7 protein-coding genes are annotated in these 8229 nt (G+C 72.5%); 2 read left to right on the forward strand and 5 right to left on the reverse strand.

Annotation, left to right across the window (positions count from 1 at the left end):
• Positions 1-54: 54 nt before the first annotated feature.
• Genes BIU89_RS05250 through BIU89_RS05260 form a run of 3 tightly spaced genes read right to left on the reverse strand, consistent with a single transcriptional unit; the run spans position 55 to position 2731 of the window.
• Positions 55-1584: a CYTH domain-containing protein gene (locus BIU89_RS05250; protein ID WP_071245018.1), complete on the reverse strand. Its 1530-nt coding sequence runs from the start codon at positions 1582-1584 to the stop codon at positions 55-57.
• The gene (locus tag BIU89_RS18395) at positions 1581-2393 is read right to left on the reverse strand and encodes a hypothetical protein (RefSeq protein WP_071245019.1); all 813 of its coding nucleotides are present in this window, start codon (positions 2391-2393) and stop codon (positions 1581-1583) included. Before BIU89_RS18395 ends, BIU89_RS05250 begins: the two co-directional genes overlap by 4 nt.
• Positions 2390-2731, reverse strand: coding sequence for a PadR family transcriptional regulator (locus BIU89_RS05260; RefSeq protein WP_071245020.1), 342 nt, complete (start codon positions 2729-2731; stop codon positions 2390-2392). The genes BIU89_RS18395 and BIU89_RS05260 overlap by 4 nt, the downstream gene beginning before the upstream one ends.
• 67 nt (positions 2732-2798) lie before the next feature.
• Between BIU89_RS05260 and BIU89_RS05265 the strand changes: the two genes are divergently transcribed.
• Positions 2799-3071 (forward strand): mycoredoxin, encoded by a 273-nt coding sequence (locus BIU89_RS05265; RefSeq protein ID WP_027464730.1) that lies wholly within the window; start codon positions 2799-2801, stop codon positions 3069-3071.
• Between the two features lie 124 nt (positions 3072-3195).
• On the opposite strand, the gene BIU89_RS05270 is transcribed toward BIU89_RS05265, so the two are convergent.
• On the reverse strand, positions 3196-5322 hold the full coding sequence (locus tag BIU89_RS05270; RefSeq protein WP_071245021.1) for a DEAD/DEAH box helicase: 2127 nt from the start codon (positions 5320-5322) through the stop codon (positions 3196-3198).
• A 452-nt stretch (positions 5323-5774) separates the two neighbouring features.
• A complete protein-coding gene (locus BIU89_RS05275; RefSeq protein ID WP_071245022.1) occupies positions 5775-7019 on the reverse strand; it encodes a phosphotransferase enzyme family protein in 1245 nt (414 codons plus the stop codon).
• Positions 7020-7099: 80 nt separating this feature from the next.
• Between BIU89_RS05275 and BIU89_RS05280 the strand changes: the two genes are divergently transcribed.
• Complete coding sequence (locus BIU89_RS05280) at positions 7100-8194, forward strand: FUSC family protein (RefSeq protein WP_083404185.1); 1095 nt, start codon at positions 7100-7102, stop codon at positions 8192-8194.
• The last annotated feature ends 35 nt before the right edge of the window (positions 8195-8229 follow it).

Consider the following 8229-nt stretch of genomic DNA (forward strand, 5'->3'; position numbering starts at 1 on the left):
TCGGGTCCGAACGCGGGACCCGACCTCTTCTGCTCACCAAGCGATCAGCGGCGCTCACACGCGGTTGAGCGCGTGCACCGCCTCGTCGTAGGACTCCTCGGCCAGGCGCACCCGGTCTCCCGCGAGCACGCCGTACCCGAACGTGCCCTCACCCCCGCGCTCCGCGATCGCCGCGTTCGCCCGCAGGATGTCGAGGGCGTGCAGGGACCGCACCCGTTCGGTCAGCACGTCGGCCGCGGTGCCGATCCGCTTCCACAGCGCGTGCGGGAACGCGTCGTCGCCGAGCACGTCCATCGCCATCCGGGCGCGCATCGTCTCCTGCCACGCGGCCTCGGTGGTGGTCCGGTCGGCGGCCTCGCGCTCGGCGGCGGTGTCCGAGGTGTCGTCGGCGACGGCGGCCCGGACGAGTTCGCGCACGCGCGGCTTCACCTCGGCGCCGACGTCCTGCGCGACCTGCTTCGGTGCGCGGAGCGACCATGCCGTCGGCGCCGGGCGCTCGGCAGCGTCGTCGAGGGCGTCGAGCAGTTCGAGGAACGGCTCGCCGTGCAGGAACGCAACGACGTCCCGCACCGCCTGGTCGCGACGTTCCCGGGTCGAGGCGAGGATGCGCTCACGGGTCATCGCGTCGACCAGGTCGTCCTGCGCCGGCGACGACGCCCGCGGCAGCCGGTCGATCAGGTACTCGGCCAGCGCCGCACGCGCGGTGACGCCCGCCAGGCCGTCAGCCGCCTCGGCGGCGCGGTCGACGGCCTCGCCGTCGGGGAACGCCGGGCGGTAGGCGCCCAGGATTGCGGCGATCTCGAGGGTGGTGTCTGCCGCCTGCCGGAGGTCGGCCGTGTCGCCGGAGCGGAGCCGGGCCTCCTGGCCGAGCAGCGCGACCCGCAGCTTGCGCACCCGCTTCGCCAGGATGCGTGCGGTCGTGCCCTTGGCCGGCTTCTCCTCGGTCTGGAGGCGCGGTGCCGGTGCTCCTGCCAGCCCGCGTGCCAGCTTGGACGCGACGGCGGCGGGGCCGGCGCCGACGGCCGCGAAGCGCCCGTCGAGGGCCGCGAACAGCTCGTGGGCGATCTGCGGGTCGACGCCGTCGACGGTCTCGACCTCGACCTCGCGCCAGGTGCGCGGGGTCTCCGGAGCGTCGTCGTCGAGGCGCTGGGCGGTGACCTGGTCGTCGGCGAGTTCGGCGATCTGGTCGCCGTCCTCGTCGAGCAGTCGGGTGACGGTGCGGGTGGTGGTGATCCGGACGACGGGACGCAGCCCGCGACCGCGACGCTCCGTGAAGAGCGCGGCGAGGACCTCGTCGGGCACCGTGTCGGCGTCGTCGGTCAGGGGGAACTGCTGCTCGTGGCGGACCGTGTCCGACTCCGAGCGCTTGATGTGCCAGCCGGCGTCGGGGCCGCCCGTGCGGCGGCGCACGGTCACCCGTGCGGCCACCAGGTCGTACCGCTCGGTGTCCCAGTAGGTCGCGTCCAGTTCGAACGGCTCCTGGTGCTCGGTGCGGAGGATGCCGCCCGCGCCGACGAGGTCGGGGAGGGCACCGCCCTCGGGCAGGTCGTAGGTGCGCTCGATCTCGAGGTGCGTGTGGCTCACACGCTCTTGTCTACCAGGGCTTCGGCCTGCGGTTCGACCACGAGGCGTGGCTCTGTGGAGAACCGGCTCGCGACGTACCCGGCGATGACAGCACTCAGCGGAGGCAGCGTGACCGCGAAGGGGTTCCAGCGCAACGGGACCATCGAGAAGAGCACCCCGTTCCACTCGAGCACGAAGACCACGGCAGGGAGCAACAGGAGGAGCCAGGCGCCGCTTCGGACGCGGACGGCGACGAACCAGCCTGCAAGCGCGAGGATCAGCGGGAGCCCGCCCACGGGGAGGTCTGTCGGTGGCGTGAGCAGCGGCTGCAGGACTCCACCGACGGCCGCGGCGAGGACGATGCTCGCGCCGAGACGTCGGCGACCCGACGGAGCGCGCAGGACGAGGGCTGCGAGCGCGATCGCCGCACCGGGCACGAAGAACACCAGGGTCCAGGTACCGGCCGTGGCGAGCACGACGTCGGTCCGGCTGCTGTACCCGCCGTTCGGTTGCACGATGAGCCACGCACCGGACGCGATCAGGGAGACGACCGCGACGGCGACCAGGACCGGGACGGTCCGGACGGTGTGCGGCATGCGATCGAGCTGGGTGGGCGGTGCGGTCACGGTGTTCCCCCACGAGGTGCGGTGCGGCGCTCGTCGGTGGAACAGCGCGGTGGTCAGGGCACCGAGCGCGAGCGCGGTCGACGACAGGTCGAGCTGCTCGGCGTCGCGCACGTCGGCGAGCCACTGCTCGCGTCGGGCATCACGGTGGGCGGCTGGTGAGACCGCGACCGCGATGCCGACGAGCGCGTGGTCGAGCGCACTCACGAGGTCACCGGCCGGTTCGTCGGGCGGCTCGGGCGGCTCGGGCGGCTCGGACGGACCGGTGCTTCGGCCGGGCGCGCAGCGAGCAGGTCTCGGGCGGCGCGGACTCCGTCCGCGGTGAACTCGTAGAGCCGCCGGCGTGGCCCTGACCGCTCCGCGTCGTCGTCCCACGAGGAGGTGATCCACCCCTGCCGCTCGAGCCGTTCGAGGATGGGGTAGACGGTGCCCGCGGGGCGACCGGTGGCCTTGATGACGAGCAGCCCCCAGGTCGGCCCGTCGCTGGCGAGCAGTGCGTCGAGCACGTCGAGCGTGGAGGCGGTCACGCGCCGGATGGGTTCCATGCGCTCAAACTACCTATGTAGAACAAGCCGCACAAGCCCCCTCAGGAGAACGGGTTAGCCTGCAGGGATGAGCGACACGATCACCCGCGAGCAGTTCACGCCCGAAGCCGGCGGCGTCACGATGTTCACCACCACGTGGTGCGGCTACTGCGCCCGGCTGAAGAACCAGATGTCGAAGGCAGGGGTGCCCTTCACCGAGGTCGACATCGAGCAGACCCCGGGCACCGCCGAACTCGTCGCCGAGGTCAACGGCGGCAACCAGACCGTGCCGACGCTCGTGTTCCCCGACGGCACGACGGCGACGAACCCGTCCCTGGCCGAGGTGCAGTCCCGCATCTGAGCGGCGGCCCTCGGCGCGAAGCCTCGGCGAACAACCAAAGTCCGTCCGAACCACGTGGTCGCGTGGTTCGGACGGACTTTGGTTGTGCGGGACGCGACAGCGCCGCGCCGGACGCGCGCCGGCCCTAGCCGCCGAGCGCCTCGGTCAGCAGCGCAGCCATCGCGTCGAGCTGGATGTCACCGGAGTCGACGACCTCTTCGTCCGAACCGTCGAGCGCGCGGGCGGCCAGGGACGCCTTCGAGTCGATGAGCTCGGCGATCTTGGTGTCGATCGTCTGCGCGGCGATGATGCGCCAGGCGGTGACGGGCTCTTCCTGCCCGATGCGGTGCACACGGTCGATCGCCTGGGTCTGCTCGGCGCTCGTCCACGACAGCTCGGCGAGCACGACGTTCGACGACACCTGCAGGTTCAGACCGACACCGGCCGCGGTCAGCGAGCAGACGATGACGGCGACGTCGGGGTCGTTCACGAACGAGTCGATCTCGGCCGTGCGCTGCGTCGGGGTCTGGTCGCCGCGGATCGTGGCGGTGCGCAGCCCGCGACGGGCGAACACCTCTTCGGCCTGGTCCATCACGTCGAGGTGCTTCGCGAAGAACACGACCTTGCCGACGTTCGAGGCGAGCTGCGCCGCGTAGTCGGCCGCCAGCTGGGCCTTGGCCCGGCCGATGCGGCGGACCATCGAGAACACGTTCTCGCCGGTCGACGAGGCGTCTTGGTCCTCGAGCTCCCAGCGCGCGACCTGGCGGACCAGCTTGTGGTCGATGCCGACGACCGGGTCCTGCCCGGTGCGGGCGTCGAGCGCCTGGTGGTAGCGGCGGACGAGCTTCGCGGTGAGCTCGCGCTCGGCGTCGCGGATGGAGCGACCCTCGTCACCGTCGAGCTCGACGGGGATGTCGGCGATCCGGCGTGCGGGGATGTCCGCGGCGACGTCGACCTTGCGGCGTCGGACGATGCCCTGGTCGATGACGGCACGGCGGGCCTCGACGAAGAACCCGGGATCGGCCGGCGTCAGGCCGATCTCCTCGAGCTCGTTCATGAGCTTCGCGCGCGGCTTCTTGTCGTCGATCCAGCCGAGGTACTCCCAGATGGTGCGGAAGTCCTCGACCGAGTTGATCAGCGGGGTACCGGTCAGCGCCATGAGCAGCGGCGCGGCGGTGCGCTGCCGGATGCGCTCGGCGATCTGCAGCACGAACCGGGCGCGCTGCGAGTCCTTGTTCTTGATGAAGTGCGCCTCGTCGACGACCATCCCCTTGAACCCGAAGTTGCCGAGCCACCCGGCGTGCCGGTCGAGGATCTCGTAGTTCACGATGACGATGTCGGCGAACCCGTCGAGGTCGTTGCCGTCCCCGTGGATCACCGTGGCGCGGTGGTTCGGCACCCAGCGCTCGGCTTCACGCGCCCAGTTCGTCTTGACGACGTTCGGCACGACGACGAGGAGCGGGAACGCGTTCGCGGCATCTGCGGCGAGCAGCGACTGTGCGGTCTTGCCCAGGCCGGGCTCGTCGGCGAGCAGGAACGTGCGGTGCCCCTGCGCGGCGGCGGCGACGAGTTCCGCCTGGTGCTTCATGAGCGTGGTGCCCGAGCGCGAGTGCAGCGTCGTGGGCTCCGGCAGCGGCATCGACGCCGCTCCCCCGCCCGCGCCGTACTCGAACGACTTGAACAGCGGTCCGAACAGTTCCCAGTTCGCCAGGCGACGCGGGTGTGCGACGGGCTGGTCGGCGAGGGCGAAGTCCGGCGGCATGAACGGGTTCGCGAGCTGGCGCTGCACGACCGCCTGCGGCACGACGGCCCGCACCGGGGTCTCGACCACCGCGGCGGGCTCGGACGCGATGACGAGGTCCTCCGGCTGCAGTTCCATGCCACCAGCGATCATCATGTCGCGCTTGACCGCACGCGTCGCCTCGGAGACCTGGACCTCTTCGGCGAGGAGCTGGATGACGCTGGTGTCGCGCGCCGCCGTCTTCGCCAGGATCGTGGCCACGCCGTCGAGCCGCTTGAGCTGCTCGGCGCGCTGCGCGTCGGTGAGCTCCGTGTCGGCCTTCACCCGCGCGCGCTCTTCGCGCATGAGCAGGGCGACCGCCTGGAACTTCGTCCGGTTCGATGCCTTGAGCGGTCCGCGCTGCGCCGCGGCCTCGACCTCGCGCACAGCGCGGGCGAGGACGGGGATGACGCCGTCGTTGTCCAGCGGCCTGGTGCGACGTGACGCGGTCCGCGTCCCGCCGGCAGCACGCCGGGTGCCTGATCGAGCCAACGCTCCTCCTGTTCCGCCCACACGTCGGGGCGATCCGCCCGTGGGGCGGGAAGTCCTGCACCGGGGCCTGGCGCGGCTCCGGTTCGGCTGCGGGCCACCGTGGCCCACCGCATCGCCGGTCCCCGCATCGGGACGTCCGGTGGACTCCCGCGAGCCGTTCCACACGAGCACCTGCCGGGAGCAGGTTCGGACGGTCCGCGCCGGGATCCGGCGTCGTCACACGCACGTGATGCCCCCTCGGGGCGGTCACGGCCCGGTCCCCGCGTCGATCAAGTGATCGACGGCTGCGTCCGGAATCGACGCGGCACGCGGGAACGCGGTGCGTGCGCGCTCAGTTTACTCCCGGACCACCGACAGAGGCGACCGGCGCGTTGCCCGCGCGCGTCGCGACAGCGGACGGGAGGCCCGTGGCGGGCCCGACCCGCGCCTCCCGTCCGTTCCTCGGTCGCGTCTCAGACCTGCGGTGCGGACCGCGGGCGGGTCGAACCACCGGTCGGGAGGCTCGGGGCCGCGTCCGCCAGGGCGGCCTGCGTCGCGGCGAGGAGCTGCTGGGCGGTCTGGATCCCATTGGCGGAGCCGGTGGTCGCCTGGCCGCCGGCGTGGGCGAGCAGCTGGGCGCCGATGGCGGGTCCGATGCGGTCGGCCTCGCGCGGGTTGCGCGCGACCCAGTCGCGGGCGATCGCGTCGGCGAGGCGCTCGGCGGCGGCGCCGCGCTCGGCGTCCCCGCGGGACCGGTGCCAGAGCCCGGTGACCACGAGGTGGGCGACGACGGCGCCGACGTCACGGACGGGGAAGCCCCAGCCCGCGGTGTCGATGTCGAGCAGACCGGAGATGCGCCACGGCTCGTCCTCGTCGACGAACACCTGTTCCAGGTGCAGGTCGCCGTGCACGACCTGCTTGGTCGAGCTCGACCAGCCGATGGAGCGGCGGCCGATGGCGTCGTACAGGCGGTCGATCTCCTCGGCGTCGCGCGGCAGGGCGGCGATGAGCGTGCGACGGTGCCAGTCGGCGTGGTCCATCGCGTCGGCGCGCGCCTGCTGGGTCATCGGGACGGTGGCGACCCGGCCGCTCAGCGCGGCGAGCGACGCCACGAAACGGGGGTCGTCGGCGATGTCGAGGATGCGACTGCCGGCGGGCACGCCGCGGATGCGCTCGAGCACGAGCAGGCCGTCGCCACGGCTGGACAGCACACGCGGCACGGGCAGACCGGCCGCGACGAACTGCTCGTGCGACTGCACGATCGGTGCGACCCGGTGCGGACGGACGATCTTCAGGAACAGGGTGCGTTCGGGGGCCTCGACGCGCACGACCGCGCGCTTACCGGGCCGGTACGCCGCCACGGTGAGCACCGGGTCGGTGACGGGCATGCCGAGCGTGGTCAGGAGCTCGGCGACGGCGTCGCGGTAGGTGACCTGCGGCAGCACCGGCAGGCCGGGATCGTTCGGGTACGCCCACACCGACACCGGGTCGCCCGTCGCCGGATCGGTGACGATCGCGCTGTTCTGGTCGTGGGTGCCGCCGGTGTCGACGTAGGTCAGGACCGTGGCGCGCTGGCCGTTGCGGTCCACCGTGTCGACCTCGTAGCCGTACAGGTAGCCGTTGCCCGAGGGCTCGACGGAGTGCGCCCGCGCGGCCACCACGGAGGTCCCGGAGCCGGCGAAGGCCTGCGGGATGACGCGCTCATGGTTGGGCCACACGACATCAGTCAACCGTGTCGCGCGGGTTTCGTCGCGTTCGTGCACGGCTCGGCGCGCGGCCGGTGGCTACCGTGGTCGGTGTGAACCCGGTCGCGCGCCTCCGCAGCTCCAGTCGCACGCCGTTCCTGCAGGTCGTGAAGACCGCCGTCGCGGTGGTCGCCGCCGTGCTCCTCTGCCGCCTGGTCATCCAGGGGCCGTTCCCCACCTTCGCGGCGATCGCTGCCCTGCTCGTGGTGCAGCCGAGCATCAACCAGTCGTTCGTGAAGGGGCTCGAGCGGAGCGCGGGCGTCGTGATCGGCGTCGTGCTGGCCACCGGGTTCCACCTGGTGCTCGGCGACGGCGTGTTCGTCGTGTTGCTCGTCATCGTGCTCGCGATCCTCATCGCCTGGGCGCTCCGGCTCACCCCGACGTCGGCCACCCAGGTCGGGATCAGCGGGATGCTCGTGCTCACCGCCGGGGTCGTGACGCCGAACTACTCCGCCGACCGGATCCTCGAGACCGTGATCGGTGCGATCGTGGCCCTGGTCGTGAACGCGCTCATCGTGCCGCCCGTGCTGCTCGAACCGGCACACCTCGCCGTCGCCCGGCTCGCCCGTGACACCGCGGTGGCGTTCGAGCGGATCGCGATCGGCCTGACCGAAGGGTGGGACCGCGAGCGATGGGACGAGGCGCTCGTCGCCGCCCGGGCACTGCGGCAGCAGCATGCCAAGGCCGAGGCGTCCCTGGGGTCGGCCCGCGAGTCCCTGACGATGAACCCGCGCGGCGGCCGGCACCGGACGATCCTCGACCGCGACGTGGTGACCACCGACCACCTGCGCGTCCTGGTGACCCGGGTCACCGGGATGACCCGGGCGATCCGCGACAACACCGCACCGGACCTGCGGGACGACCCGGTGGTGCACGGCATCGCGACCGAGGTGGCACGGATCGGTGCGGACGTCCGCGCGCTCAGTGCGCGGGTCGAATCGACACGGCTCGACCCGGTGGACGGGGTCGGCCGGACGGACGCCGCCGCCTTCGGACCGGACGTCGAGCCGTGGGCGGAGGCCTCGGAGCCGGCGCTCACCGCGCCGCTCGAGGTGGTGCGGCCGAACTCCCGGCACTGGGTGCTCATCGGGGCACTGCTCGAGGACATCCGACGGGTGCGTGGCGAGCTGCTCGGCGAGGACGACTAGTCGGTCCGGTTCAGTGCGCTGCGCAGGCCGCTCGG

It is taken from the genome of Curtobacterium sp. MCBA15_005 (genome assembly GCF_001864855.1).
GTDB classification, from domain to species: Bacteria; Actinomycetota; Actinomycetes; order Actinomycetales; family Microbacteriaceae; genus Curtobacterium; species Curtobacterium flaccumfaciens.